The sequence below is a fragment of the Kribbella sp. NPDC051718 genome (genome assembly GCF_040681515.1).
Classification (GTDB): domain Bacteria; phylum Actinomycetota; class Actinomycetes; order Propionibacteriales; family Kribbellaceae; genus Kribbella.
The window spans coordinates 496661-522869 of sequence record NZ_JBFAYZ010000002.1 but is presented as its reverse complement, the minus strand read 5'-3'; the positions used below and the strand labels follow the sequence as shown (position 1 = coordinate 522869).

General features: G+C 68.0%; 24 protein-coding genes. 15 read left to right on the top strand and 9 right to left on the bottom strand.

Features of this window, described 5'->3' with window-relative positions; all coding sequences use genetic code 11:
• Window positions 1-135 precede the first annotated feature (135 nt).
• From tmk to AB0M15_RS09105, 6 genes are all read left to right on the top strand, one after another.
• The gene (gene tmk, locus AB0M15_RS09130; RefSeq protein ID WP_363815606.1) at window positions 136-2172 is read left to right on the top strand and encodes a dTMP kinase; all 2037 of its coding nucleotides are present in this window, start codon (window positions 136-138) and stop codon (window positions 2170-2172) included.
• Window positions 2169-3338, top strand: a complete 1170-nt coding sequence (locus tag AB0M15_RS09125; RefSeq protein ID WP_363815604.1) for a DNA polymerase III subunit delta' — start codon at window positions 2169-2171, stop codon at window positions 3336-3338. Before tmk ends, AB0M15_RS09125 begins: the two co-directional genes overlap by 4 nt.
• 114 nt (window positions 3339-3452) lie before the next feature.
• Window positions 3453-4136 (top strand): DUF4190 domain-containing protein, encoded by a 684-nt coding sequence (locus AB0M15_RS09120; protein WP_363815602.1) that lies wholly within the window; start codon window positions 3453-3455, stop codon window positions 4134-4136.
• Window positions 4137-4147: 11 nt separating this feature from the next.
• Window positions 4148-4888, top strand: coding sequence for a DUF4190 domain-containing protein (locus AB0M15_RS09115; RefSeq protein ID WP_363815601.1), 741 nt, complete (start codon window positions 4148-4150; stop codon window positions 4886-4888).
• Window positions 4889-4979: 91 nt separating this feature from the next.
• The gene (gene ricT / locus AB0M15_RS09110) at window positions 4980-6014 is read left to right on the top strand and encodes a regulatory iron-sulfur-containing complex subunit RicT (protein ID WP_363816577.1); all 1035 of its coding nucleotides are present in this window, start codon (window positions 4980-4982) and stop codon (window positions 6012-6014) included.
• Window positions 6015-6148: 134 nt separating this feature from the next.
• Window positions 6149-7543 carry an alpha/beta hydrolase gene (locus AB0M15_RS09105; RefSeq protein WP_363815599.1) on the top strand — a complete coding sequence of 465 codons (1395 nt, stop codon included), beginning with the start codon at window positions 6149-6151 and terminating at the stop codon, window positions 7541-7543.
• Window positions 7544-7548: 5 nt separating this feature from the next.
• Here AB0M15_RS09105 and AB0M15_RS09100 read toward each other — a convergent pair whose 3' ends face one another.
• Window positions 7549-8127 carry a hypothetical protein gene (locus tag AB0M15_RS09100; RefSeq protein ID WP_363815597.1) on the bottom strand — a complete coding sequence of 193 codons (579 nt, stop codon included), beginning with the start codon at window positions 8125-8127 and terminating at the stop codon, window positions 7549-7551.
• A 136-nt stretch (window positions 8128-8263) separates the two neighbouring features.
• Here AB0M15_RS09100 and AB0M15_RS09095 point away from each other — a divergent pair, with 136 nt between their 5' ends.
• On the top strand, window positions 8264-8593 hold the full coding sequence (locus AB0M15_RS09095; protein ID WP_363816575.1) for a sterol carrier family protein: 330 nt from the start codon (window positions 8264-8266) through the stop codon (window positions 8591-8593).
• Window positions 8594-8670: 77 nt separating this feature from the next.
• Here AB0M15_RS09095 and AB0M15_RS09090 read toward each other — a convergent pair whose 3' ends face one another.
• The 4 genes from AB0M15_RS09090 to AB0M15_RS09075 form a co-directional block, all read right to left on the bottom strand.
• Complete coding sequence (locus AB0M15_RS09090) at window positions 8671-9456, bottom strand: hypothetical protein (RefSeq protein ID WP_363815595.1); 786 nt, start codon at window positions 9454-9456, stop codon at window positions 8671-8673.
• 67 nt (window positions 9457-9523) lie between these two features.
• Entirely contained in the window at window positions 9524-10297 is a 774-nt protein-coding gene (locus AB0M15_RS09085) for a hypothetical protein (protein WP_363815593.1), read from the bottom strand.
• Window positions 10298-10403: 106 nt separating this feature from the next.
• Window positions 10404-11177, bottom strand: a complete 774-nt coding sequence (locus AB0M15_RS09080) for a hypothetical protein (RefSeq protein WP_363815591.1) — start codon at window positions 11175-11177, stop codon at window positions 10404-10406.
• A gap of 82 nt (window positions 11178-11259) precedes the next feature.
• A complete protein-coding gene (locus AB0M15_RS09075; RefSeq protein WP_363815589.1) occupies window positions 11260-12063 on the bottom strand; it encodes a hypothetical protein in 804 nt (267 codons plus the stop codon).
• Window positions 12064-12125: 62 nt separating this feature from the next.
• Between AB0M15_RS09075 and AB0M15_RS09070 the strand changes: the two genes are divergently transcribed.
• Genes AB0M15_RS09070 through AB0M15_RS09055 form a run of 4 tightly spaced genes read left to right on the top strand, consistent with a single transcriptional unit; the run spans window position 12126 to window position 17675 of the window.
• On the top strand, window positions 12126-13424 hold the full coding sequence (locus tag AB0M15_RS09070) for an MFS transporter (RefSeq protein WP_363815587.1): 1299 nt from the start codon (window positions 12126-12128) through the stop codon (window positions 13422-13424).
• 10 nt (window positions 13425-13434) lie between these two features.
• Window positions 13435-14952 (top strand): FMN-binding glutamate synthase family protein, encoded by a 1518-nt coding sequence (locus AB0M15_RS09065; protein WP_363815585.1) that lies wholly within the window; start codon window positions 13435-13437, stop codon window positions 14950-14952.
• A gap of 12 nt (window positions 14953-14964) precedes the next feature.
• Window positions 14965-16689 (top strand): thiamine pyrophosphate-dependent enzyme, encoded by a 1725-nt coding sequence (locus AB0M15_RS09060; protein ID WP_363815583.1) that lies wholly within the window; start codon window positions 14965-14967, stop codon window positions 16687-16689.
• An 11-nt stretch (window positions 16690-16700) separates the two neighbouring features.
• The gene (locus AB0M15_RS09055; RefSeq protein WP_363815581.1) at window positions 16701-17675 is read left to right on the top strand and encodes a hypothetical protein; all 975 of its coding nucleotides are present in this window, start codon (window positions 16701-16703) and stop codon (window positions 17673-17675) included.
• A gap of 7 nt (window positions 17676-17682) precedes the next feature.
• Here the strand turns inward: AB0M15_RS09055 and AB0M15_RS09050 are convergent, their stop codons facing one another.
• Complete coding sequence (locus AB0M15_RS09050) at window positions 17683-18000, bottom strand: CopG family transcriptional regulator (protein ID WP_363815579.1); 318 nt, start codon at window positions 17998-18000, stop codon at window positions 17683-17685.
• A gap of 56 nt (window positions 18001-18056) precedes the next feature.
• On the opposite strand from AB0M15_RS09050, the gene AB0M15_RS09045 reads away from it, so the two are divergent.
• Both AB0M15_RS09045 and AB0M15_RS09040 read left to right on the top strand, forming a co-directional pair.
• Complete coding sequence (locus AB0M15_RS09045) at window positions 18057-18929, top strand: iron chelate uptake ABC transporter family permease subunit (RefSeq protein ID WP_363815577.1); 873 nt, start codon at window positions 18057-18059, stop codon at window positions 18927-18929.
• A gap of 3 nt (window positions 18930-18932) precedes the next feature.
• Window positions 18933-19715, top strand: coding sequence for an ABC transporter ATP-binding protein (locus AB0M15_RS09040; protein WP_363815575.1), 783 nt, complete (start codon window positions 18933-18935; stop codon window positions 19713-19715).
• 799 nt (window positions 19716-20514) lie between these two features.
• Here AB0M15_RS09040 and AB0M15_RS09035 read toward each other — a convergent pair.
• On the bottom strand, window positions 20515-22176 hold the full coding sequence (locus tag AB0M15_RS09035; RefSeq protein WP_363815573.1) for a PLP-dependent aminotransferase family protein: 1662 nt from the start codon (window positions 22174-22176) through the stop codon (window positions 20515-20517).
• 57 nt (window positions 22177-22233) lie between these two features.
• Here AB0M15_RS09035 and AB0M15_RS09030 point away from each other — a divergent pair, with 57 nt between their 5' ends.
• A complete protein-coding gene (locus tag AB0M15_RS09030; protein ID WP_363815571.1) occupies window positions 22234-22401 on the top strand; it encodes a hypothetical protein in 168 nt (55 codons plus the stop codon).
• A 47-nt stretch (window positions 22402-22448) separates the two neighbouring features.
• Window positions 22449-23933 carry a CYTH and CHAD domain-containing protein gene (locus AB0M15_RS09025; protein ID WP_363815569.1) on the top strand — a complete coding sequence of 495 codons (1485 nt, stop codon included), beginning with the start codon at window positions 22449-22451 and terminating at the stop codon, window positions 23931-23933.
• Window positions 23934-24040: 107 nt separating this feature from the next.
• On the opposite strand, the gene AB0M15_RS09020 is transcribed toward AB0M15_RS09025, so the two are convergent.
• Window positions 24041-25687 (bottom strand): cation acetate symporter, encoded by a 1647-nt coding sequence (locus AB0M15_RS09020; protein ID WP_363815567.1) that lies wholly within the window; start codon window positions 25685-25687, stop codon window positions 24041-24043.
• Window positions 25684-26028, bottom strand: a complete 345-nt coding sequence (locus AB0M15_RS09015) for a DUF485 domain-containing protein (protein ID WP_363815565.1) — start codon at window positions 26026-26028, stop codon at window positions 25684-25686. Before AB0M15_RS09015 ends, AB0M15_RS09020 begins: the two co-directional genes overlap by 4 nt.
• Between the last annotated feature and the right edge of the window lie 181 nt (window positions 26029-26209).

Below are 26209 nucleotides of genomic sequence, written 5' to 3'. Positions count from 1 at the left end.
CGGGCCGCCTCCGGGCTCAGGTTCACGCCTGGAGGCCGGCCCGTAAGGCGCGGACTTCCTGTCGTTGTGTACGCAGGTGGGAGGGTGTCGGCGGGGGCGACTAGGCTTCGTGGCGTGCCGGAGGTGTATGACCCAGTGACTGATCCTGCACCGGCGCATGACCTGCGCGCGGTGTTGCGGATCCGGGCGTTCCGGCGACTGTGGATCGCGTTCGGGTTGTCGAGTCTGGGCGACTGGATCGGGTTGCTTGCGCTGACGGCGATGGCTAAGGCGTTCGCGGGGGATGATTATCAGGCGGCCAACTTCGCGATCGGTGGGGTGCTGTTTCTCCGGGTGCTGCCGGCGTTGGTGATGGGTCCGGTGGCCGGTTGGGTGGCGGATCGGCTCGATCGGCGCTGGACGATGATCCTGGGGGATCTGATCCGGGCGGCGTTCTTCGTCAGCATCCCGATCGTCGGCACGCTCACCTGGGTGCTGGTGGCGACCGTGCTGATCGAGATCGTCAGCCTGATCTGGGGGCCGGCCAAGGACGCCAGCGTCCCCAACCTGGTGCCCCGGCACCGGCTCGAGGCGGCCAACCAGCTCAGCCTCGTCACGACGTACGGGACGGCGTTGCCGGCGGCCGCGATCTTCACCGCGATCACCCTGGTCACCCGCGGTCTCGGCGAGTTCTTCTCGATCAACCTGGCCGTCTACGTGAACGCGGCCACCTTCCTGATCTCCGGCCTGGCGATCGTCTCGGTCGCGGAGATCGGCCGGACGGGTCAACACGACCACGAAGAGCACCCGACGCTGTGGCGCACGATGGTCGAGGGCTGGTCCTATGTGACCGGTACGCCGGTGGTCCGCGGGCTCGTCGTCGGTATCTCCGGCGCCTTTGCGGCCGGCGCTGTGGTGATCGGGCTCGGGCGGACGTACGTGGAGGATCTGGACGCGGGCGATCCGGGGTACGGCGTGTTGTTCGGCGCTGTTTTCGGTGGGCTGGCGCTGGGGATGGGGTTTGCGCCGCGGGTGTTCTCCGGGTTGTCGCGGCGGAGGTTGTTCGCGGCGGGGCTGGTCGGGTCCGGGATCGGGCTGGCCGGGCTGGCGTTGATCCAGCAGCTTGAGATCGCGACCATGATCGCGATCGTGCTTGGCTTCTGCGCTGGTGCGTCGTGGGTGTCCGGATACACGCTGCTCGGGCTGGAGGTGCCGGACAATGTGCGGGGGCGGACGTTCGCGTTCGTTCAGTCGGCGGTACGGACGGTACTGGCCGTGACGCTGGCGGTTGCGCCGTTCGTGGCCGGTGCGATCGGTCGGCGTACGGTCAATCTGCCGGGGGATGGGTCGGTCACTTACAACGGCGCGTCGATGACGATGCTGATCGCGGCGATCCTGGCCGGGGTGATCGGGCTGGTTGCCTGGAAGCAGATGGATGACCGGCCTGGGGTGCCGTTCTGGCGCGATCTGCGGCGCAGTTTCGGGAAGACGCCGGGGGTGTACCCGACGACCGGGCTGTTCATCGCCCTCGAGGGCGGTGAGGGCGCGGGTAAGTCGACGCAGTCCGCGCTGCTGGTCGAGTGGCTGAAGGAGCAGGGGCAACAGGTGCTGCTGACTCGTGAGCCTGGGGCGACCGATCTCGGCAAGAAGTTGCGGCAGATCGTGCTCGATCCGGCGACTGGGGAGATCTCGCATCGGGCCGAGGCGCTGCTGTATGCCGCGGACAAGGCTGAGCATGTCGATTCGGTGATCAAGCCGGCGCTGAAGTCGGGTGCGGTGGTGATCACTGACCGGTACGTCGATTCGGCGCTCGCTTATCAAGGGTCCGGGCGTGATCTGGATCTGAGCGATGTCGAGCGGGTGAATCGCTGGGCGACCGATGATCTGCGGCCCAACCTGACGATTCTGCTGGATCTGCCGCCGAAGAGCGGGCTCGGCCGGTTCGAGGAGCGGGACCGGATCGAGGCGCAGTCGGCCGACTTCCACGAGCGCGTCCGGACAGCATTCCTGGAGCTAGCTGCCGCCGAGCCACAGCACTACCTGGTACTCGACGCAACCCAGGACCGCGCCGCACTAGCCACCCAGATCCAGGCCCGCCTACTCCTCATGCTGCAGGCGCCGGCGGGGCAGGCCGCGGCTGAGGCTGATGGGACGCGGGCTGAGGCGGGGCGGCAGTCGGAGGTGGGGCAGTGAGTGTTTGGGATGACTTGGTGGGGCAGGAGCCTGCTGTTGAGGTGTTGCAGCGGGCTGTTGCTGGTGCTTCGGCTCGGTTGCGGGGTGAGGGCGGTAAGGCGACGGCTGGGATGACTCATGCGTGGCTGATCACGGGGCCGCCAGGGTCTGGGCGGTCTAACGCGGGGCGGGCTTTTGCTGCTGCGCTGCAATGTTTGGACGGTGGGTGTGGGGAGTGCGCCGTTTGCCGTACGGCGCTCAACGGCGCCCACCCCGACGTCACGCTGATTCGCACCGAGATGCTGTCGATCCGGGTCAGTGAGATCCGCGAGCTGGTACGCCGGGCCGCGATGAGCCCGACGCAGGGTCGCTGGCAGGTGATGTTGATCGAGGACGCCGACCGGCTGACCGACCAGGCCGCCGACGCGTTGCTGAAGAGCATCGAGGAGCCGGCCCCGCGGACCGTCTGGGTGCTCTGCGCACCGACCGTCGAGGACGTCGTACCGACGATCCGCTCGCGCTGCCGGTTGCTCGTACTGCGCACCCCGCCGGTGGCCGCGGTCGCCGAGATGCTGACCCGGAAGTCCGGGATCGAGCCGGAGCTGGCCAGCTTCGCGGCGAGGGCGGCGCAGGGGCACATTGGGCGCGCGAAGGCGCTGGCGCGGGACGAAGTCGTCCGCGGCCGGCGTAACAAGGTGCTCGAGGTTCCGTTCGAGCTGCACGACATCGGCGCCTGCCTGAACGCGGCCCAGCGCCTCGTCGACGCTGCGAAGGAAGAGTCCAAGGCGAGCGCCGCGAAGGTCGACGAGCAGGAGCGCACCGAGCTAGAGCAAGCACTCGGCGTCGGTACGAAGGGTGCGAAACCGCGCGAGGCGGGCGCGGCGCTGAAGGAGCTCGAGGACGGGCAGAAAGCGCGCGCCAAACGCTGGGAACGCGACGTGCTCGATCGGTCGCTGGTCGACCTGATGGCCTTGTACCGCGATGTTCTGGTCGTTCAGACCGGTGCGGGAGCAGAACTGATCAACGCCGAGCTGAGCCAGGACATCCAGCGGCTGGCCGGCCGGACCAGCCCCGAACAGACCGTCCGCCGGATCGACGCGCTGACCGGTTGCCGGGAGGCGATCGAGGGCAACGTCGCGCCGTTGCTCGCGCTCGAAGCGATGACGATCGCCCTGTTCGAGGGCTGAGACGCGCGTCTGAGCGGCGGACGCGCGTGTAACGAAGGCGAGGGTGTGCGCGATGTTGGGGTGGCCAGGCTGACCTGGACCCGCCAGTGTCGTTAACCCCCCGAAGGATGCTCTTTGACCCAGCCGCCCCCGCCGATCCAGCACGGGCCGGTCCAGCACGGGCGGGCTCCGCTTCCGTCGGCCGAGTCCTGGCTGGAGGGCGTGCCGACACCCGCGCAACGTCGGCTGGATCGTTATGCCGTCGCGGCGTTCGCGACCAGCCTGCCGGGGCTGGTGCCGATCGCGGCGGTGCTGGGGCTGGTCGGAATCCGGCGGATCAGCAAGTCGGGTGGGCGCGGGCGGGGGCTGGCGATCGGCGCGCTGGTGATCTGTGGGTGCTGGATGATCGCGTTCGGGGTCGCTGCCGCGCTCAACCTGTACGGCGAACGCCGGGCCGGCATCGGGCGTACCACCGGCATCTCGCAGGTGGAGGTGCGGCAGTGCTTCGACGCCGACCTCGAGGTGGCGACCCTGCGCCAGGTGAAGATCGCGGACTGTGCGGTGCCGCACACGGGTGAGGGGTACGCGAAGGTCCGGGCGACGCTGACCGGGCTGTCCGCGGACCAGCGGACGTCGGCGGCGACGCAGCAGTGCGCGACCGCTTTCCAGAGCTTCGTCGGCAAGGCGTACGAGCAGTCCGAACTGGACATCTACTACGTCGTACTGGAGGATCGTGCCGTTGCTGACGGCAACGTGCTGTGCATGGTCGGTAAGCCCGGCGAACAGTTGACCGGCTCCATGCGCAATTCTCAGCGCTAGGGGGTCAGCGAATGAGCAATCCATCCGAGCCGGACCGGGATTCGGACCGGCCGCAGGACGACGTGACGCGGCCGGTGCCGACGTACGGCGACCCGCCGACGGCGGAGTATCCGCAGCAGCCGCCGACCTACGGGCAACCACCGCAGTCCGAGCCGCCTCGGTACGGGCAACCCGAGCAGCCTCAATACGGGCAACCCGAGCAATCGCAGTATGGCCAGCCGCCGCAGTACGGGCAGTCGTCGCCGTATGGGCAGTCGGAGCAGGCGCAGCAGCCGCCTTACGGGCAGGCGCCGCAGTACGGGCAGCCGGGGTATGGGCAGCCGCAGCAGCCTGGGTATGGGCCGCAGTACGGGCAGGCGCCGCAGTTGGGGCAGGGGCCGGGGTATGGGCAGCCGCAGTACGGGCAAGGGCAGTACGGCCAGGGACAGTACGGGCAGCCGCAGTACGGGCAGGGGCAGTATCCGGGGCAGGCGCCGGCGGCGTACGGGTATGGGTATCCGGGGGCGCGCGGGGACAAGACCAATGCGCTGGCGATCGCTTCGCTGGTGTGTGGGCTGGGCGGCCTGGTGGTCGGGATCACCGCGCCGATCGGCGTGATCCTGGGCATCATCGCGCTGGTGCAGATCAAGGCCAAGAAGGAGTCCGGTACGGCGATGGCCGTCGTGGGCATGATCGTCGGCGGCCTGATCACCCTGTTCGGCATCGTGCTCATCCTGGCCTTCGTGGCCTTCGGCGACGCCAACGACTTCTAGCGAAGACACCTCGGAGTTCCAACGAAACCGCACGCCAGAAGCCATAGCGTCCACCAGTTGGCGGTTTGGCACGTAGTCTGGCGCGGTGGGCATGGTGATGGCGGTGTCGTTCGAGCGGTACGGGCGGCTGTACTACCTGGACCCCGGCTCGCACAGACCGCGGGTCGGGGACAAAGTGCTGGTCCCGACCGACGACGGGCCCGAGGTCGCCGAGTGCGTCTGGGCACCGCAGTACGTCACCGAGGAGATCGGTGGGCTGCCGCTGTGTGAGGGCGTCGCTACTGCTGCGGACCTCGACCGGGACGAGCAGAACCGGCAACGGCGGGCCGATGCGCGGTTGACCGCCAAGCGGCTGATCCGGGAGCACGGGTTGCCGATGAAGGTGGTCGGCATCGACTTCGTGGACCGGCGGGCGGATGTCGATCAGTTGGTGATCGTGTACTTCTCCGCGCCGCACCGGGTGGACTTCCGGGAGTTGGTCCGCGATCTCGCCCGTGGGTTGCGGGCGCGGATCGAGTTGCGCCAGGTGGGTGCGCGGGATGAGGCGCGGCTGCAGGGTGGGATCGGGCCGTGTGGGCGGGATCTGTGTTGCGCGACGTTCCTGAAGGACTTCGAGCCGGTCAGTGTGCGGATGGCGAAGGACCAGGACCTGCCGCTGAACCCGCTGAAGATCTCGGGTGCCTGTGGGCGGCTGATGTGCTGCTTGAAGTATGAGCACCCGCTGTACCAGGAGTTCAACGCCAAAGCCCCAGCCACCGGGACGCAGGTGGAAACCCCTGCGGGCGACGGTGTCGTAGTCGGCCACAACGTCCCGTCGGACACGGTAGTAGTCCGCCTAGCCGCCTCCGGCCGCCGCTGCGCCTGCAGCCGAGCAGACGTCTGCTCCCCCCGCCAACAGTACGAAGCCTCAGACACCACCACCCCCGACGCTCCCGCAGTCGAGCCCGTGCAGTCGGTGGAGCTGATCGAGCGCCCGACGACGACTGAGCCGGAGCCCGAGGTACAAACGGAGCCAGAGAGCGGTCGGCCCCGTCGTAAGCCGCGGCGGCGGCGCAGGTTGAGCCAGGGTGAAGGTGACAACGCGGGGCCGGAATCGGACGGAAGTACGGGAGATAGTTCGCTGTGATGATTCGTCGGGCTGCTGTGGTGTTGGTGGTTGCGGGGCTGGTGGCGGGGTGTGGGGTGGCTAGTCGGGCGCAGGATGCTGACGGGGGTGGGGGGAGCGAGCCGAGTAGTGCGCCTAAGGGGCCTGCTGGGCCGGTGCCGGCGGGGCTGGAGAAGTTTTATGGGCAGCAGCCGGATTGGGAGCGTTGTGGGTCGGGGAACCAGTGCGCGACGATCAGCGTGCCGCTCGACTACAGCAAGCCTGACGGGAAGACGATCGAGCTGCGGGCGCGGAAGGTGCCTGCGCGGGATCGGTCCGGACGGATCGGGACGTTGTTCATCAACCCGGGCGGGCCGGGGGCGTCCGGGCAGGAGTTCGCGGCTTCGGCCGGGTTCGTGCTGGGGGCGCCGCTGCTGCGGAAGTTCGACGTCATCGGCTGGGATCCGCGCGGGGTCGCCGACTCGACGCCGGTGCGGTGTCTGGACACCGAGCAGCTGGACAAGTTCATCGCCACCGACGGCAGCCCGGACGACGACGCCGAGATCGACGCGCTGAACACCCAGGCCAAGGCCCTCGCGGACGGTTGCCAGCAGCGCTCCGGCGACCTGCTGCCGCACGTGTCCACGAAGGACGCCGCCCGCGACATCGACGTACTGCGCGGAATCGTCGGCGACCAGGAGCTGTACTACCTCGGCATGTCGTACGGGACGCTGCTCGGCGCGACCTACGCGGAGCTGTTCCCGAAGAACGTCGGCCGGCTGGTGCTCGACGGCGCGGTCGACCCGTCGAAGTCGTCCGAGGAGAACAACATGGCCCAGGCGAAGGGCTTCGACACCGCGCTCGACGCCTTCGCCGAGGACTGCGCACAACGGTCCTGCCGGCTCGGGGGTACCAAGGCCGAAGTGCTGGCGAACGTCGACAAGCTGATCAACGACAGCGACGCGACCCCGCTGCCGGGCGACGGCGACCGCCAGGTGACGCAGGCGCTGGTCGTGCTGGGCGTGATCTTCCCGCTGTACGTGAAGGACTACTGGCCGCGGCTCGAGGACGCGGTGGTCGACGGTCTCGCGGGCAAGGGCGCGCGGTTGCTGGCGCTGGCCGACGAGTACACCGACCGTACGCCGAAGGGCTACGGCAACAACCAGAACGAGGTGATCTACGCGGTCAACTGCATCGACCGCCCGGATCTCACCTCGGTCGCGCAGGGCAAGGCGGAGGCGGCGAAGTTCAAGGCCGCGTCGCCGCGGTTCGGCTCGTTCCTGCTCTGGGGCTCGCTGCCGTGCGCGAACTGGCCGGTGAAGCCGGAGGACAAGCCGCACAAGATCACCGCGGCCGGCTCGAAGCCGATCGTCGTCGTCGGTACGACGCGCGACCCGGCGACGCCGTACGACTGGGCGGTCGGGCTCGCCGGGCAGCTGGAGAACGGCGTACTGATCACCCGGGACGGCGACGGGCACACCGGCTACAACGAGGGCAACCAGTGTGTCGACGACGCGGTCGAGACCTACCTGCTGAAGGGCACGCCGCCGACCAGCGACATCAAGTGCTGAGGTAGCTAGTTCGGGCGGGTGTCGCCGACGTCGGTGCCGGAGATCTGCAGGCTGTCGGTGGCCTTCGCCAGCACGGCGCGCAGGCCGGCTTCGTCCTGCGGGCGGCCGCCGACGGTGATCTCGACCAGCGTGCGCTCGCCGTTGGCGGTCGGGCGGAAGCTGGACAGGCCCATTCGCGGGCCGCGGGTCTGATCGGTGTAGGTGTAGATCAGCGTGCCGTCGTCGCGGCTGATGACGTTGAGGTCCTTCTCGTCGATGCTCTTCTCGCGGGCCGCCACCATCTCGTCCGGCGTCTGCTTGCTGCCGCGGGTGTCGAAGCGGATCTGCCAGACGCCGGTCGGATCCACATACTTCGGTCTGGTGCCGCCGGTCGCGCTCTTCCAGCCGGTGGGGATGTCCGCGGTCGCCGGTGCGTCGTCGGCGCCGAACGCCTGCGACGTGAACTGGAGCGAGTCGGCCTGCAACCCGTCGCCGGTCTTCGGCGTCTGGGTCGGCTGACTCGTCACCACCTGGCTCGACGGGTTGTCGCCGCCGCGTGAGTTGATCGCCAGAACGGTGCCGAAGACGGCGACTCCTACGGTCATCCCCGCAAGCGTCGCCACTAGCGCCTGGTGCCTGGGCGTGAGCATCCCGACCTCACTTCCGCGTCTCGGTGCGCTTCTCGATTATCGGGTACGAAGGGGGCGTGAGCGAAACCGCGTACCGTAAGCGCCTGTGGAGATGGACGAAGCACTGCGCCGGTACGACGCCGGCGACGCCGGTCGGGCCGAACTCAAACTGCTGGTGAAGGAGCTGCTGAAGCTCCTCGTCGCCAAGGCGCCCGGCCACGCGGTGGAGGTGCGCGTACCGCCGTACGGCGCCGTCCAGTGCATCGAAGGCCCCCGCCACACCCGAGGCACCCCCGGCGCCGTCATCGAAATGCCCGCCGACATCTGGATAGACCTCGCCCTCGGTCGGACCACTTGGCCAGAAGCTCGTCTGACCGGCAAAGTCCGAGCCTCCGGAGAACGCACCGATCTCACCCACCTCCTCCCTCTCCTCACCAACTGATAGTCCGCCGCGGCGCTGCGCGCCGCGGCGGACTATGTTGAGGGCGCCACGTGCTGCTGGTGGCAGGGCTGGCTGGGTTACTTGGCGGTCCAGACCGTGGTGCGGCCCCAGATGAGGCTCAGGGCGCCGGTGTTGGAGAGGGTCAGGACTGCGTCGTGCGGGGTGGCTTTGGCGGACCAGAGGGTTTGCTTGCCGGCGGAGAGGACTGCGAAGCCGCCTAGGTCGCCGCCCTGGACGAGGGCGTAGGAGCCGGGGTGGCCGGCGGTGTTGCTGTGCCACAGGATCGTCTTGCCGTTCTTCAGCAGCTGGAGGTCGCCGGTCTTCTGCATCTTGACCGAGTAGACGTGGTTCCGCGAGATCAGCACGTTGTCCGTCCGGAGCGCCTCCAGCTGACCCATCCGGCCGAGGATCATGTGGTGGTTCCAGATCGCGATGCCCTTGGCGTTGTAGAGCGACAGGACGCCGTCGTTGTGCAGGATCAGGTTGGCGTTGGGAGCGTTCGTGCCCAGCTTCCAGATCGTGGTCCGGCCGTAGATGAGGACCAGGTTGCCGTCCGTCTGCAGCCGCAGGACCGCACCCGGCTTGGACACCGGCGTCGTCCAGGTCGCGTTGTAGCCGGGACCACGGGTCAGCTCGGCGTAGCCCTGGGCGTCCATCCTGAGTACGTACTTGCCGCCGTTCGCCCGGAGGTACTGGCCGACCTTCAGCGACTGCCCTGCCTTCAGCGTGTCGGAGACATACGAGGCCTGGGTCGTGGACGTGGTGGCGGCGGAAGCCGGTGCGGCGGCCAGTACCGCAGTACCGGCCAGCAGTGCCGCGGCAGACGCGGCCAGAGCGACGGTGGCGCGCAGTTTGTTCCTCACGCGAGTGGATCCCCCTAGGTCAGATGCTTCCACCCCAAGAGACGCCACCGCCGCCCAAGTAGTTCGCTCAGTGCAGCTTCTTCACCAGGGTGCGTCCCCAGATCAGCACCAGCGAGCCGTCGTCGCGGACCTGTACGACGGTGCCTGGCTTCTTGCTGCCGGCCGTCCAGGTCGGGAGGTTGAAGTTGTTGTAGACGGCGAAGACGCCGTCCGGCGTCAGCCTGGCGATCGAGTCCGGGGTCTTGCTGGGGTCGGGCGCCCGCCAGAGCAGCGTCTTGTTGTTCTTCATCAGCTCGAGATCGCCGTTCGGCCGCATCTGCAGGGTGTAGACCTTCGACGGCGAGAACAGCGAGACCGCGATGTTGCGCGGGCCGGCCGCGAACAGCTCGCTGCCCGCCCACAGGGTCTCGATCACCATGTGCCGGTTCCAGACCGACTTGCCCTGCGGGGTGAGGATCTTCAGCAGCCCGTCGTTGGGCAGGACGAGCTTGGCGTTCGGGTTCGCCTTGGCGCCGGCGCCCCAGATCTTGGTCCGGCCGTAGATGATGCTCAGGGTGCCGTCGGTCTCCATCCGCAGGACGGAGCCCTTGCGCTCGGTGGCGATGTACCACTCGGGCTGGACGGTGCCTGATCTGACCAGCTCCAGCCGGCCGGTGGCTCGCATCACGAGGATCCACTGGTGGTCCTTGGAGCGGATGTACTGACCGGCCGTCAGCCGCTGGCCGGGCAGCAACTGGTCGGCGATCGCGGTCGTCGTGGTCGGGGCTGCCCGGGCGGGTGTGGTCACCAAGGCGGCTGCCGTCGCCAGCGTGGCAGCGAGAACTGCGGTGAATGCCTTCATTCGTCAGACGGTAGGGGAGCAGCCGGGCCAAAACGCCGAACGGCTGTTGCAGCAAGCTGCAACAGCCGTCCGCGGGGTACACCGCCGCCCAAGTAGTTCGCCGAACTCAGTGCAGGACTTCGACCACCGTGCGCCCGTAGATCAGTCGCAGCCCGCCGGTGTTGCTGAGCTGCAGGATGGTGCCCGGGCTGCGGGTCTCGAGCCGCCAGACGGGGTCACCGCCGAGGTTGAGCGTCTCGAAAGTTCCGTCCGACAGCAGCCAGGCAGCCGAGCCAGGCCCGCTCTTGGTATTGGTGCTCCACAGCACGGTCTTGCCGTTCTTCAGCAGCACCAGGTTGCCGTCGGTACGCATCTGCAGGGTGTAGATGCGGTTCTGCGAGTACATCACCAGGTCCCGGCCGGCCGCGTCCGCCGAGTGGATCATGAAGCTCGGCCAGAGCGTCTCGATCACCATGTGCCGGTTCCAGACCGCCTTGCCGGCGGTGTTCAGGAGCGTCAGGTTGCCGGTGTCCGGCAGCACCAGCTTGGCGTTCGGTGCGTTCTTCGGACCGATCGAGGAGATCTTCGTCCGGCCGTAGATGACGTCCAGGGTGCCGGTCTTGCTCAGTACCAGAACAGATCCCGGCCGATAGGTCCACGAGGACCACAGCGGCTCCTGTCCCCCGTTCTTGAGCAGCTGGACCGTGCCGGTGTTCGCCATCCGGAGCGTGTAGACACCGTTTCTGGAGCGGATGAACTGGCCCGACTTCAGCCGTTGGCCGGGGAGGAGCTGGTCGGCGACCGCCGTGGCCGACGTGGGGGCTGCCTGGGCGGCGGGGGTGACCACCAGGGCGGCTGCGGTTGCCAGCGTGGCGGTGAGCAGTGCGGTGAATGCCTTCATGCGTTCGACGGTAGGGGAGCGGCCGGGCCAAAACGCCGAACGGCTGTTGCAGCAAGCTGCAACAGCCGTCCAGGGGTAAAGCTCAGCGACCGCCGGTGCCGCTGGCCCAGACCGGCGTACGTCCGTAGACGACGACCAGGTTGCCGTCGTCCTGCATCTGCAGGACCGAGCCCTTGCGGGTCGTCCGGCTGGACCACAGGGCCTTCTTCTTGGCGGTGTAGACGACGAAGTTGCCGTCGGTCTGCATCGTCGCGAACGCGCCCTTGCTGATCGTCCGGGTGCTCCAGATCGGCGTCTTGCCGTTCTTCACGATCACCGCGTTGCCGTCGGACTGCATCTGCAGCCGGAAGATCCGGTTGTGCGAGTACAGCATCTGGCCGGTCGGCAGCACCCGGCCGGCGCCGAGGGTGACCATCACCATCCAGCGCGACCAGGCCGCCTTGCCGCGGGAGTTGTAGATCACCAGGTTGCTGTCGTTCTGCACGGCCAGGGTCGCGTTGGTGCTGCCGTGCGTGCCGCTGGCCCAGACCGGCGTACGACCGGAGACGACGACCAGGTTGCCGTCCTTCTGCATCACGATCGCCGACGACTTCTTGTTCGTCGCCGTGCTCCAGACCGGGGTCTTGCCGTTCTTGTAGAGCACCGCGTTGCCGTCGGCCTGCATGATGAAGGTGTAGACGCCGTTCTTCGAGCGACGGTACTGCCCCGGCTTCAGGATCTGGCCGGGCTTCAGCAGGTCGCTCACGGCGGCTGTGGTGGTGGCGCTCGAGACCTGAGTGGTGGTCGCCTGAGCCGCGGCAGGGACAAGCAGCGCGGTGCCGGCGACTGCCGCACCGGTGGCGAGAACGGCCAACGCCCGGGCATGGGCTTTGAGATTCGAGATCATGCGGCCGACAGTAGGACGGAAATGGGTTCATCCCGGGCCGGTGCAACTGTCACTATGTGCCAGTGGCAACAAGTTTCCGGACCCGGCTGGCCCGCCTGAAGATCGATCTGACGCCGTGGCGGGGGTCGCGGGACTTCCGGATCCTGGTGATCTCCGGCTCGGTGTTCTTCCTCGGCGGCATGGTCGGTTACGTGGCGTTGCCGTTCCAGCTCTACCAGTTGACCGGCTCCAACTTCGCCGTCGGCGCGATGGGCCTGGTGACGATCGTCCCGCTGGTCGTCTTCGGCCTGTACGGCGGTGCGCTGGCCGATCACGTCGACCGGCGCAAGATGCTGGTCGCGACCGGAATCGGCCAGGCGCTGATCTGCGCGCTGATGCTGACCAACTCGCTGCTGGCACATCCGCAGATCTGGCTCATCTACGTCTGCGGCGGGCTGAACGCGATCGCCACCTCGTTGCAGCGGCCGAGCCGGGAGGCGCTCTTCCCGCGAGTGGTGAAGCACGAGGAGATGGCCGCGGGCGTCGCGCTGATGTCGCTGACCATGCAGGTCGGCCAGCTCGCAGGTCCCGCGCTGGGCGGCGTACTGGTCGGCACGGCCGGGGTGAGCTGGGCCTTCGCGATCGAGCTGACCGGCCTGGTGATCGCCACCAGCCTGTACGCCGGGCTCGGGTCGTACAAGACGAGTGAGCACAGCAAACCGCCGAGCCTGCGCGGGATCGGCGAGGGCATCGTCTACGCCTACCGGCGTAAAGACCTGCTCGCCACCTATCTGGTCGACATGGTCGGGATGTTCCTGGCGATGCCGATCGTGTTGTTCCCGGCGTTCGCGACCGACATCCTGAAGGAGCCGAAACTGCTCGGTCTGCTCTACAGCGCGGAGGCGATCGGCGCGATGTGCGCGAGCCTGACGAGCGGCTGGGCCAAGCGGGTCCATCACCAGGGCCGGGCCGTCGTCTGCGCGACGATCGTCTGGGGCGCGTCGGTGGGGATCGCCGGGCTGGCGCCGAACATCTGGTTCGCGATCGGTTTCTTCGCGATCGCGGGTGGCGCGGACATGGTGTCGGTGCTGTTCCGGTCGGTGATCTGGAACCAGACCATCCCGGACGAGATGCGCGGCCGGCTGGCCGGGATCGAGATGCTCGGCTACTCGCTCGGCCCGCTCGGTGGGCAGGCGCGGTCGGGGCTGGCGGCCGACCTGACGACCGTACGGACCGCGATCGTCAGCGGTGGCGCGCTCTGTGTCGTCGGAGTCGTCGGTACCGCGGTCTGGCTGCGAGAGTTCTGGCGCTACGACTCCCGTACCGACGAACACGCGATCCGCGAGCGTGACCTCCGTGGTCGAGTACAACCCACGGAGTAGCTTCGGGAGCATGGTGCTGCTCCTCGTCCTGCTCGGCATCGTGGTCCTGTTGGTCGTGGTCGGCATTCATGACCTGGTCCAGAAGAAGCACTCGATCCTGCGGAACTATCCGGTGATCGGGCATCTGCGCTTCCTGCTGGAGAAGATCCGGCCGGAGCTGCAGCAGTACTTCATCGAGCGCAACTACGACGGCCGTCCGTACGACCGCGACACTCGCTCGACGATCTACTCCCGGGCCAAGGGCACGAACGAGGAGCAGCCGTTCGGGACCGAGCGGGATGTCAACGAGGTCGGGTACGAGTACCTGGTCCACTCGACCGCGCCCAAGCCGGTCGCCCAGGAGTTCCCGCGGGTCAGGATCGGTGGGCCCGACTGCACCTCGCCGTACGAGATGGCGCTGCTGAACGTCTCGGCGATGAGCTTCGGCGCGATCAGCGCCAACGCGATCGAGGCGCTCAACCGGGGTGCCGCCCGGGGCGGGTTCGCGCACGACACCGGTGAGGGCGGGATCAGCAAGTACCACCGCAACGGCGGCGACCTGGTCTGGGAGATCGGCAGCGGGTACTTCGGGACGCGCGACGCCGACGGCGGATTCGACCCGGAGCAGTTCCGCGACAAGGCCGCCGACGACCAGGTCAAACTCGTCTCGCTCAAGCTCAGCCAGGGTGCGAAACCTGGCCTCGGTGGGGTGCTGCCCGGCGCCAAGGTAACGCCCGAGATCGCGGCCGTCCGCGGCGTTCCGGTCGGCAAGAAGGTCGTCTCGCCGCCGTACCACCAGGTGTTCTCGACGCCGCGCGAACTGGTCCTGTTCATCGCCCGGATGCGCGAGCTGGCCGGCGGCAAACCGACCGGTTTCAAGCTCTGCGTCGGCTCGCGTACCGACGTACTGGCGATCTGCAAGGCGATGGTTGCCGAGGGCATCACTCCGGACTTCATCGTGGTCGACGGCGCGGAGGGCGGGACCGGCGCGGCGCCGCAGGAGTACGAGGACCACATCGGTACGCCGCTGACCGAGGGACTGCTGACCGTCCACAACGCGCTGACCGGCGTCGGCCTGCGGGACCGGGTGAAGATCGGGGCCAGCGGGAAGGTCGCCACCGGCGTCGACATCGTCAAGCGGATCCTGCAGGGCGCCGACTACACCAACGCGGCCCGCGCGATGATGATGGCGACCGGCTGCATCCAGGCGCAGACCTGCCACACCAACACCTGCCCGGTCGGCGTCGCGACCCAGAACCCGCGCCGGATGCGTGCGCTCGACGTCACCGACAAGACCAACCGGGTGGCGAACTACCAGCGCGAGACGGTCGCGTCGGCGATGCAGGTGATCGCGTCGATGGGGCTCGAGAGCCCGGACCAGCTCGAGCCGCGGATGTTGCTCCGGCGGATCGACCACACCCGGACCGAGAGCTATGCCGACCTGTTCGAGCACCTTGCGCCGGGGCAGCTGCTGGGCGGCATTCATGACGTGTCGAAGGCCTGGGCCCGGGATTGGGTACAGGCGGATCCGGACGTATTCAGACCATAGGGAGCTACTGCTGTGAGCACTGTCGCTGAGCTGCTGGTGGAGTCGCTGGCCTCGCATGGCGTGAGGTCGGTCTGGGGTGTCGTCGGCGATGCGCTCAACCCGGTCACCGATGCGATCCGGCGCGAGGATCGGGTCGACTGGATCGGCGTACGGCATGAGGAGGCGGGTGCCTTCGCCGCTGGGGCGCAGGCGTCGCTCACTGGTCGTCTGGGCGTGTGCATGGGGACGGTCGGGCCGGGGGCGATCCATCTGCTCAACGGCCTGTACGACGCGGCCAAGTCGCGGGTGCCGGTGCTGGCGATCTGTGGGCAGGTGCCGCGGGAGGAGATCGGCAGTGACTTCTTCCAGGAGGTCAACAACGATGTGCTGTTCGCGGATGTCGCCGTCTTCACTGCGACGGTGTCCACTGCCGAGCAGGCGCCCGGGCTGATCGAGCAGGCGGTCAATGCGGCGCTGGCGGAGCGCGGTGTCGCCGTACTGTCGATCCCTGGTGACGTTGGCGGTCTGGAAGTGCCGCACGGTACGCGCGTGCCGCAGTTCCTCGAGCCTGCGTCTGCGACAGTGCCCGAGGCGGCCGAGTTGCAGAAGGTCGCGGCTGTTTTGAATGCGGCCGAAAACGTGACGCTGCTGGTCGGCATGGGCGCTCGGGAGGCGCTGGCTGAGGTGCAGCAGCTCGCTGAGGTGTTGGCGGCGCCCGCTGTGCTCACACTGAAGGCCAAGGAGCGGTTCGAGGAAAACCTGCCGCAGGAGGTCGGGCAGTCGGGGCTGCTGGGCAATCACGCGAGCAAGGTGGCTTTCGACGGGTGTGACGTGCTGTTCCTGGTGGGGACCGACTTCCCTTACCGGGAGTTCCTGCCGGCGGGGAAGACCGTCGTACAGCTGGATGTACGGGGTGCGCACATCGGGCGGCGGGTGCTGGTCGACCACGGGCTGGTGGGGCATGCGCAGCCGACGCTGGCTTCGTTGTTGCCATTGCTTCACCAGAAGACGTCCACTGGGCATCTGGACAAGGCGCTGAAGTCGTATGGCGCGTGGCGGGAGCGGCAGGTGCAGTTCACGGATCCTGCGTTCGACCGGAAGCCCAAGGGGTTGCTGCGGCGCAAGGTGGACAACCCGGAGGCTCGGATCCGGCCTGAGTTGCTGGCGGCGGCTGTGGATCGGCATGCGGCCTCTGATGCGCTCTTTACCAGCGACACCGGGATGTCGACGGTGTGGCTGGCGCGGTTCGTACGGATGCGGGGCGAGCGGCGGTTGATCGGGTCGTACAACCTGGGGTCGATGGCCAATGCGATGCCGCATGCGCTGGGGTTGTCGGCGGTGGATCGGTCGCGCCAGGTGGTGGCGTTCTGCGGTGACGGCGGGTTGTCGATGCTGTTGGGGGATCTGATCACGGCGGTGGCGTACGAGTTGCCGGTCAAGTTGGTGGTGTTCAACAACGGGCGGCTCGGGATGGTGAAGCTGGAGATGGAGCAGGTCGGGCTTCCGGAGTACGGGACGAAGCTGGCCAACCCGGATTTCGCGGAGGTGGCCAGGGCGATCGGGCTGACCGGGATTCGGGTCGAGCGGCCTGGCGACGTGGAGGAGGCGGTCTCGCGTGGGTTGGAGACTGCTGGGCCGGTGCTGATCGACGTACTGACGAATCCGGACGAGATCGCGGTCCCGCCGGCGCCGACGGTGCATCAGGGGTGGGGGTTCGCGATCGCCAAGACCAAGGAGTTCATCGAGAGTCACGAGTAGTCTCTGTGACCATGCGTACTCGGTTGGTGGTCGCTCTGCTCGGCAGTACCGCGTTGCTGGCCGGGTGTGGCGGTCCTGGGGGCGAGACGGCGCCCAGTGTGCCGCCGCTGGTGTCGGTGAGCACTACGCCTACCGAGACGCCTACCCCGACCCCGACTGAGACGCCGAGTACGCCGCCTACCTCCAAGGTGGCGGACACCTTGTGCGTGCGGATGAACCAGACGCTCGTGCAGTCGACGCTTGGTGTGCCGGCGGTGCGCATCCAGCCCAAGCCGGTGCTGCCGGAGCTCGGCTTCCCGACGTACGACCAGTGCCAACTGGGGTTGAGCACCGACTCGTCCGGTCCGGTACTACGAGTTGGCACGTCCGTCTTCTATGCGACGGCTGTGGATCTGGCGGCTGTCCGGAAGGCCTACGACGCCACCAAGGGCGAGCCGGCCAAGCCGGTGACTGTCGGGCAGGGTGGATTCGGCACCAGTCGCTTCGTCGTGTTCCTGGTCGGCGGCAAGCTGCGCAAGATCAGTGGGCCGCCCGCGACGCTGGCGAAGTACGTAGTACTGGCCCAGGACGCCGCCCAACAGACCGAGGGGCTGCCAGACCCCGCGCCCTACATCACCCGCCCGGAGTGCGAGCGCGGCACGTCGGCCGCCACCAAGGTGATGGGCATCGAAGCCTCGGTCCGCCGCGACAGCGAAACCGACGCCGGCGACATCGTCTGCGCCTGGCTCACCAAGACCCGCGTCCTCTACTCCAGCGCCCGCCGGGTCAAGGACGCCGAAGCCGTCACGGCCCCCATCAGCAAGGCCACGACCTCGTTCCCCATGCCCCTGGGCGACGAGGCCTACGTAGACACCGTCACCGGCCGCTCCATCATCCGGGTAGGCACCGACAAGATCGTCGACCTGGTCCCCCTCCCCGCCGGCACCACCGACAAGGACGACATGGCCAGCTTCGTCCTAGCCATGTCCGGCCTCTACACCCGCTGACGGACGGTCAGCTGGCGTCTTTGTGAGCTGCCAGGTATTCGCTCAAGGCCTCTCGTGCGACGTCGCTGGCATTGCGGTGATGATTCTTGGCGAACGCGTCGAGGTCCGCGTTGAGAGCGCGGGGGAGCCGAACCTGCCGGACCGGAGATTTCTCGCCCGGAGCGGCGTCGGGGTCGATCGACGGCCGACCGCCCTGCGAGTGCTCGATCAGCTCCCGGCCGAACGCCGCGACTTCCTGCCCCCGCAAACGGGTCTTCGAATCACGTGTCGGGGCCATCTCGTGCTCGGCCCACTCAGCCGCCGCGTCGTAGTCCTTCTCGCTCATCTCTCCTCCTCCATCCGCTCAAGATGCTTGGACCGAGCAACCATCACGTGAAACACATGCAGGTCACGCGGTGGACTGATCTCGACCATGACCTCCAGCAACTCCCCGCCGAGCTGCCGTGGCGGTCCGATGAACAACGTCGGCCGGCGATCTCGGGTGCCATCTTCCAGCGGCTGGCTCGCAATCCGTTGGTCAGCCCGGATTTGATCGGGATCAACGCGGGTGCCGCGCTGGCCGCAGTACTGATGATCACGGTCTTCGGTACGGCGATCGGATGGATCCCGGCCGGAGCGCTCGTTGGATCTTTGCTGACAGCAACAGCTATTTACCTGCTCGCTTTTAGGCAAGGGATTGCCGGCTATCGGCTCGTGCTGGTCGGGATCGGTGTCACCGCGATCGTCGGCTCGATCACGGCGTACCTGCTCACGCTGGCCGACATCTACACCGCGAAAAGCGCCTCCATGTGGCTCGCGGGCAGTCTCGCCGGACGGTCTTGGCCGCACGTGACGCTGATCGGGATCACCTTGCTGGTCTTGGTCCCGGCCGCGATGGCCGGCTCGCGACAGCTGAGACTTCTCGAGCTGGGTGACGACCTCGCTCGCACTCTCGCGGGTCGGGTCGAGCTGTCCCGAGGATTGCTGATCGCTGTTGGGGTCGGCTTGGCCGGGCTGGCGACGGCGGCGGCCGGACCGATCGGTTTCGTGGCGCTCGTCGCGCCGCAACTCGCCCGTCGCCTGGTCGCCGAACGTGTCGCCGGACTGCTTGCCGCGGGGGCGATCGGCGCGTTGCTGGTAGTCGCTTCCGATCTGCTCGCGCGGGAGCTCTTCGCGCCGACCGCGCTGCCGGTGGGGGTCGTCACCGCGTTCCTCGGTGCGCCGTACCTGCTGATTCTGATGGCCCGCGCGAACCGCGTCGGGCAAGGAGGCTGACCGATGGCGGTACTGCGCACCGAAAAGCTGACTCTCGCGTACGACGCGACGCCGGTCGTGACGGAGCTGTCCGTCGAGATTCCCGCCGGAAGGATCACGGTGATCGTCGGAGCCAACGCCTGTGGGAAGTCGACGCTGTTGCGCGGCCTGGCCAGGCTGCTGGCGCCGAAGGATGGCGCCGTCTATCTGGACGACGCCGACCTAGCCGGGTTGTCCGGGAGCACCCTGGCGACGAAGCTCGGCATGCTGCCGCAACAACCGGTGGCACCGGATGGAATCACCGTCTCCGACCTAGTCGGCCGCGGCCGTCACCCACATCAACGCTGGTTCCGCCAATGGTCGGCAGAGGACGAACGCGTAGTCGCCGCCGCGCTAGAAGCAACCGGTACGTCGGACTTGGCGACCCGTTCCCTGGACGAACTATCCGGCGGCCAACGCCAACGGATGTGGATCGCCCTAGCGCAGGACGCCGAGACCATGCTCCTGGATGAGCCGACAACCTTCCTAGACCTAGCCCACCAACTAGAGATCCTCGACCTGGTCCAAGACCTCAACCGCGACCGCGGCAAAACCATCGTCCTGGTCCTCCACGACCTGAACCTAGCCGCCCGCTACGCCGACCACCTGATCGCTCTGAAGTCCGGCGAAATAGTTGCCCAAGGCAGCCCCTCCGACATCATCACCGCAGCCCTGGTCGAGCACGTCTTCAGCCTCCCCTGCCAAATCATCGAAGACCCCCTCACCGGCACCCCCCTGGTCCTACCCCGCCCCCGCCGCACCCACTAGCAACCAACCCGTCCACCGGTTGCACTCGCTGCGCTGGCTGGCAACCAACCCCGTCCACCGGTTGCATCACCGGCGGGCCTCTGGATCTGCCCGACCCCGCCACGCACGCATAACCCTCGCGTACCACCCCGACACGCCGAAGCAAGCGCTTGCCTGTCGACTTACGTATGCGCGGCGATCCGGCCATTGCCGCCAGCAACCAAACCCAGGCCGCCAGCCCCCCGATTGGAGGTTGGGAGGATTTTCCGGAGTTCGGGGAGCCTTTTCTGCCGTATCGGGGGTGATAGCCACCCCAATCCCCTTTCCCTGAGGGGTTTTGCCACCATCCCGTCAATCCGACCGGCCTTGCCGCCCGCACCCCGCAACCGGCCAACTTTGCCGTCGTTACCCCGCAAACCGACCGACCTTGCCGTCGTTAACCCCGCGAAACGACCTGCCCTACCCAAATGGCCTCGGGGCCAGACTCCTGCGCGGGAGCCCGCCCACCACAGCCCCTCAGCGAGCCTGGCGACGGTTCGCCGCTGACCGCCGTGCCGGCTGACCGCCGTGCTGGCTGGTCTCTGCAGGGGTGGCTTTCGTGGTGACTGGTTGTCGAGCCTCGGTGGCTATGCGGCCGGCTGGGCGGTGTACGGCGGGCTCTGCGTCGGTGGGGGCTGAGGTCGGTGATGGTGCAGTTCGCTGGCTGCCGTGTGGGTGGAGGGCGAGCTTGTCGAGGGTGCAGTCCGGAGGCCGCCGTAGTGGCTGGTTGTGGTGTCGGTTCGGTGTGGGGCTGTTGGCGGGTGGTTGGTCGGGGTGGGGGTCAGGTTTGGGTCAGGGCGGTGGCTATGAGGGTTATGGCGGTGGTGATTTCGGCGGGGGTTCGGGCGGCGTAGCAGAGGACCAAGCCAGGTGGGCTGGGGTGTTGGGTGTGCCAGGAGAGGGGTTGGGTTTTTACGCCTAGGGCCAGGGCGGCGGTTGCCAGGGCGATGTCGTCCAGGTTGTCGGGGAACGTGATGGTGAGGTGGAGGCCGGCGGCGGCGCCGTGGACTGTTGCTGTGGGCAAGTGGGTTTCGATGGCGGTGATCATGGCGTCGCGGCGGGTGCGGTGGCGGCGGCGGACGAAGCGGAGTTGGCGTTCTAGGTCGCCGGATTCCATCAGGTGGGCGAGGGTCAGTTGGGGGAGGCCGGCGTTGCCTAGGTCCGCGTGGCGTTTGGCGGCGATCAACTGGTCGCGGTAGCGCGGGGGTGGGAGCATCCAGCCGATGCGGAGGGCGGGGGCGAGGATCTTGGAGACGCTGCCGGTGTAGATGACCTGTTCGGCGAGCATCGCCCGTACTGCGGGGACGGGCGGCCGGTCGTACCGGTGTTCGGCGTCGTAGTCGTCCTCGATGATCAGGCCGCCGTCGATGGCCCACTGCATCAGTTCCCGTCGGCGTTCGCCGTCCAGCACTACGCCCGTTGGGAACTGGTGGGCCGGTGTGATGAGGACGGCTGGGGCGCCGGTCTCGCGCAGTACGTCGACGCGGAGCCCGCCGTCGTCGACCGGGACGGGTGGGGTGCGCATCCCCCAGATCTGCAGATGCTGGCGGGAGCCGAGTGAGCCTGGATCCTCGACGGCCAGCTCGGTGATGCCCTCGCTGCCGAGTACCTGGCAGATCAGCGCGAGTGCCTGGGAGACCCCGGCGACGATGATCAGGTCGGCCGGATCGGCCTTGATCCCGCGATTGCGAGCGATCCAGTTCGCCACCGCCAGCCGCAGGGCCGGCGCACCGGCCGCGTCGCCGTACCCAAAAGCCGACGCGGACATCTCACTCAGTACAGCCCGCTCCGCCTTCAACCAGGCAGCCCGCGGAAACGCCGCCAAATCCGGCACCCCCGGCGTCAGATCAAACCGCGCAGGCACCGCCCGCATCGCCTCGAAAATCTCATCCCCAGGATCCCCCGGCAGTGCCCCCGCCCTCCGCCGGGTGGAGGAAGCGGGAGCGACCCCGCGCTCACCCGCCCGAGCACCACGGCTGCCGGCGCCGCCGCCACCACGCGCGCTGTGTGCGCCGACAGGGCCGACCCCACGCGCGCCGGCCGCGCCGACCCCACGCATGCCGACCGCGCCGGTGGTGCCGATCCCACGCGCGCCGACCGCGCCAGCGGAGCCGACTCCACGCTCGCCGGCAGCTGCGGCGGTGCTGATGGGGGTGGCTACGACGGTGGTGCCGGCTCGGCCTCGGGCGGTGGTGTGGCCGTCTTCGGTTAGGCGTTGGTAGGCCTCGGTTACTACGCCTCGGGAGACTTGGAGTTCGGCTGCGAGTTGGCGGGTGGCGGGGAGGCGGCTGCCGATGGTGAGGCGGCCGTCGGCGATTGCGGTGCGGAGTTCGTTGGCGAGCCACTCGGCCAGGCCGCCGGGCGGGGCTTCCTCGGGGCGTAGTTGGAGGAAGTCGGCGCCCGCTTTGGACCTACCGATTCCACGCTGATTGGACCTGTCCACCGGACCATTCTGGGCGCACTTTGGAGTTGGGGGAACTACGAAATGCGGAGGTGGGTCATGGGAGTGATGCTTGTCGTCATCGTCGCGCTGGTGGCCGGGTTGGAGTGGAGTCGGCGACGGCAGGCCGGGCCGCAGGAGCTGGGGGCCGGGCGGAGCGGCGTACAGGATCGGGATCTGGAGCGGTTGAGGGCCGAGCTCCGAGTGCTGGCCGACCGGGAATCTTGACGCTGAACCGGGTGTGCCGGATTGGGGCCGACTGGTAGACAAGGTGCATGTCGCCGACCGAACAGCTTGAGATCGAGACCAAGTACGACGTCGACGAGCACGCGATCCTGCCGGTGCTGCTGGAGCTGCCGGGAGTCGTGAGCGTCGCGCAGCCCGTCGAGCTGAACCTGGAGGCCGTGTACTTCGACACGGCAGGCTTCGACCTGGCCGCCAACAAGGTGACGCTCAGACGCCGCACCGGCGGCGAGGACGACGGCTGGCACGTGAAGCTGCCGATGGCCGCAGGTGAGCGCCTGGAGATCCGGCACCCGCTCGGCCGGGCGGTGCGGAAGGTGCCGATCCAGGTCGTCCGGATCGTCCGCGTGCACGCCCGCGACCACGAGCTGGTCCCGGTGGTGACGCTGAGCACCCGGCGGATCGTCCACCGCCTGCTGGACGCCGAGGGCGAGGTGCTCGCCGAGATCGCGGACGACGAGGTGACCTCGACCGTCGACGGTGAGTCGGAGAGCTGGCGTGAGTGGGAGGTGGAACTCGTCAACGGCGAGACCGAGCTCCTCGAGGCAGCCGAGCCGCTCCTGCGGTCAGTCGGCGCCAAGCCCGCGTCCGGGCCGAGCAAGCTGGCCCGAGCGCTTGGCGACCGGGTGCCGAAGCGGGACGCCTGGGAGCTGCCGGAGAAGCCGACCACGGCCGACCTCTTCCGCGCCTACGCGACAGCGCAGGTCCAGGCGATTCACGCGCGAGACCCCGGCGTACGCCGTGACGTGCCCGACTCGGTCCACAAGATGCGGGTCGCGACACGACGGCTGCGATCCGCTCTGGCGACGTACCGGCCGGTCATCGATCGCGAGGTCGGCGACCAGTTGCGCGACGAGCTGAAGTGGTTCGCGGGCGAGCTGGGTGGCGCGCGCGACGCCGAAGTACTGCGTGAGCACTTCAGCACCGCGATCGACGCGCAGCCGTCCGAACTGGTGATGGGCAGGGTCGGCGCCTACATCGACACCCACCTGAGCTCGGTCTACAAGGCCGCCCGGGTCGAGGCGCTGGCCGCGCTGGAGAGCGAGCGGTACTTCCGCCTGCTCGACGCATTGGACGAACTGGTCGCGAACCCGCCGCTGATCGGCGAGACCCGCAAAGCGTCCAAGCAGCTGCCCGAATTGCTGGAGCACGACTGGAAGCGGATGAGCAAGGCCGTCCGCCGGATGGAAGAGGCCGAGGACACGGCCGAGCAGGATCACGAGCTGCATGAAGTTCGCAAGGCCTCGAAACGACTCCGGTACGCCGCCGAGTCGGCCCTCCCGGTCCTCGGTGACGAGGCGGCCGGCCTGGTGTCGCGGGCCAAGGAGGTCCAGGAGGTGCTCGGCGACCACCAGGACAGCGTGGTGGCCCGTGAGTTGCTGCGGCAGCTCGCAGTACAGACCTATCTGGATGGCGGGAACGCCTTCACCTTCGGGCGTTTGCATGCCGCCGAGGAGCAGCGTGGTGAGGCATCGCGAGTGGCCTTCCTTGAGCTCTGGCCGTCGCTGAAGCACTGAGAACGCGAAAAACCCGGGGAGCCAAGCTGGGTGCGTGGTCCCCCGGGTCTCGGGGTTGAAGCTGTCAGGCAGGTTCGCGAGGAATCAGCAGGGCCTGCCTGACAGGTCTAGTGGGTGGTTGCCTTCTCGGCACCCGCCCCGGTGAGCGAGCGGACCTCCATCTCGGCGAACTTGTCGACGTTGGTGCCCTCCCGGCTGGTCAGCGTGCCGATGATGCCGAGCACGAAGGCCAGCGGGATCGAGACGATGCCCGGGTTGTCGAGCGGGAACCAGTGGAAGTCGATCCCGGTGTCGGTGATCATCGACAGGCTCGCGCCGGTCTTCTTGTCCACCTTGCCGGAGACGACCGGGCTGAAGATGATCAGGAAGATCGCCGAGCCCAGACCGCCGTAGATGCTCCAGAGCGCGCCCCTGGTGTTGAAGCGCCGCCAGAACAGCGAGTAGAGGATCGTCGGCAGGTTGGCCGACGCCGCGACCGCGAAGGCCAGTGCCACCAGGAAGGCGATGTTCTGGCCGTTGGCGAAGATGCCGCCGACGATCGCGACCGCGCCGATCACGACCACGGTGATCCGGGCGACCCGGATCTCGCCGTCGCCGCTGACCTGGCCCTTCTTGATCACCGAGCCGTAGATGTCGTGGGCGAAGGACGCGCTGGCCGTGATGGTCAGCCCGGCCACGACCGCCAGGATGGTGGCGAAGGCGACGGCCGAGATCACGCCCAGCAGGATCTCCCCGCCCAGTTCGTACGCCAGCAGCGGCGCGGCCGAGTTGGCCTTACCGGGAGCCGCGCGGATCTTGTCCGGCCCGACCAGCGCAGCTGCGCCGTACCCGAGGACGAGGGTGAACAGGTAGAAGATGCCGATGATCCAGATCGCCCAGCTCACGCTGCGGCGGGCCTCACGCGAGTTCGGCACCGTGTAGAAGCGCATCAGTACGTGCGGAAGGCCGGCCGTACCGAGCACTAGCGCCAGCCCGAGCGAGATGAAGTCGAGCTTGCTGATCCCCGTTGCGCCGTACTGAAGACCCGGGCTGAGGAGTTTCTCCCCGGCGGCGGGACTCTTGTCCACGGCGGCGCCCAGCAGGCCGGACAGGTTGAACGTGTACTTCGCCAGCACCCAGATCGTCATGATGCCGGCGCCGATCACCAGCAGGACCGCCTTGACGATCTGCACCCAGGTGGTGCCCTTCATGCCGCCGACGAGCACGTACGTGATCATGATCGCGCCGACGACCGCGATGACGATGTTCTGCCCGGCCTTGCTCGAGACACCGAGCAGCAGCGCGACCAGGCCGCCGGCGCCGGCCATCTGGGCCAGCAGGTAGAAGAAGCAGACACCCAGGGTCGAGATGGCCGCGGCCATCCGGACCGGACGCTGCTTGAGCCGGAAGGACAGCACATCGGCCATCGTGAACCGGCCAGTGTTCCGGAGCAGCTCGGCGACCAGCAGCAGGGCCACCAACCAGGCGACCAGGAAGCCGATCGAGTACAGGAAGCCGTCGTACCCGTTCAGGGCGATGGCGCCGGCGATGCCGAGGAACGACGCGGCGGACAAGTAGTCACCGGCGATCGCGATGCCGTTCTGCGGGCCGGTGAACGACCGGCCGCCGGCATAGAAGTCGGCCGCGCTCTTGTTGTTGCGGGAGGCCCGGATGACGATCGCCAGGGTGGCCACCACGAACGCCGCAAAGATCGCGATATTGACCGTCGGGTTCCCGACAGTGGTTGCCAGCGGCAACAGCAGGGGCGCGCTCACTTGTCGTCTCCCTCGATCTGGTCACGCAGGTGCTTGGCGTCCGGGTCGAACTTCTGGTCGGCCCAGCGGACGTACAGCAGCGTGATCGCGAAGGTGGAGACGAACTGGCCGAAGCCGAACAAGAGCCCGACGGTGATGTTGCCGCCGACCTTGTGCGACATGAAACCGTGCGCGTAGTCGGCGAGCAGGACGTAGACGAAGTACCAGACCAGGAACAGCCCGGTCATCGGGAACACGAAGCGCCGGAACCGGCGACGCAGTTCGGAGAAGTCCGGCGACAGCTGGACATCTCGGTACGTCGTCAGTTCCGGATCGCCGGCCGCGCGGCGCGTATCGCTCATCGCGGGACCTCCAGACGGGATCAGGCCGGGCGGAAAGACCGGCGCGCAGGGTTGCTGCTCGTACTGTGGTCCAGCTCACTCCCACCCAACAGCACCGAACCGCACCGAGCGCCCAGTGGCGGGCACCCTTCGACCGGCGGTGGAGGCGACTGCGATGAGCGGTCGGAACGGTACGACGAAC